This window comes from Streptomyces thermocarboxydovorans (assembly GCF_039524635.1).
In the GTDB taxonomy this organism is placed as follows: domain Bacteria; phylum Actinomycetota; class Actinomycetes; order Streptomycetales; family Streptomycetaceae; genus Streptomyces; species Streptomyces thermocarboxydovorans.
In genome coordinates, this window is record NZ_BAAAGU010000149.1 from 1 (window position 1) to 872 (window position 872).

General features: G+C 70.6%; 2 protein-coding genes. Both read right to left on the reverse strand.

What is annotated here, in order from left to right:
- Positions 1-118 precede the first annotated feature (118 nt).
- Positions 119-283, reverse strand: coding sequence for a hypothetical protein (locus tag ABD198_RS30510; protein WP_344007981.1), 165 nt, complete (start codon positions 281-283; stop codon positions 119-121).
- A 76-nt stretch (positions 284-359) separates the two neighbouring features.
- Positions 360-872: ATP-binding protein (locus ABD198_RS30515; protein ID WP_344007979.1), on the reverse strand; the 513-nt coding region annotated here is incomplete at its 5' end.

The window sequence follows — 872 nt, forward strand, 5'->3', positions numbered from 1 at the left end:
TGCTGCGCCACACGGCGCAGCGGCACTGGGCCTGTCAGCGGGCCGGAGGGAGGTTCGTCACCGTCCGCGAGATCGGCAAGGAGGTCGACGCTGACGAAGTCAGCAAGCCGGGGGACGGTCACATCGGCCAGTTCCTGCGCGGTGTGCCCCCGAGCTGCGCGAGAACCCGTCGGAGTGGCGCAGGGTACTGGACGAGGACGTCGCCCGCGGCGGCGGTGGTGACGGAGACGAGCAGCAGGACGGCGGCGGAGCCGAGGGCGTAGGCGGCGAAGACGGCGGACACAGGTTCGACCCTGGGCGCATCCGCCCAGGGCGGGCACCACCTCACACGACGGACATGAGCTGCTCCGGTCCCGCGATCACAGGGTGGGCTCATCCCACTGATCGAGGAGGAGGTCGGCGAGGTCGGTGCCGGGTCCGCCCGCGCCGTCGTGCAGGACCTGTTCGGTCCAGATGACCTTGCCATCCGCGGTGTACCGGGTTCCCCAGCGTTCTGTGAACCGGGCGACGAGGAAAAGGCCTCGTCCGCCCTCGTCTGTGGCGGCCGCCCGGCGCACGTGCGGGGACGTGCTGCTGCCGTCGGTGACCTCGCAGATCAGGGTGCGATCGTGCACCAGTCGGACGTGGACGGGCGGGGCTCCGTAGCGGATGGCATTGGTGACCAGTTCGCTGAGGATGAGCTCGGTGTTGAAGCCGATCTTCTCCAGGCCCCAGACCCGCAGCTGGCGGTCGGCACCGGCGCGCACCGTGGCGACGGCCGCCGGGTCAGAAGGTACGTCCCAGTCGGCGACGCGGCCCGGGTCCAACACCCGGGTGCGGGCCACCAACAGGACTGTGTCATCGCGGGGACGCGCTGCTTGTAGGGCGTCGAA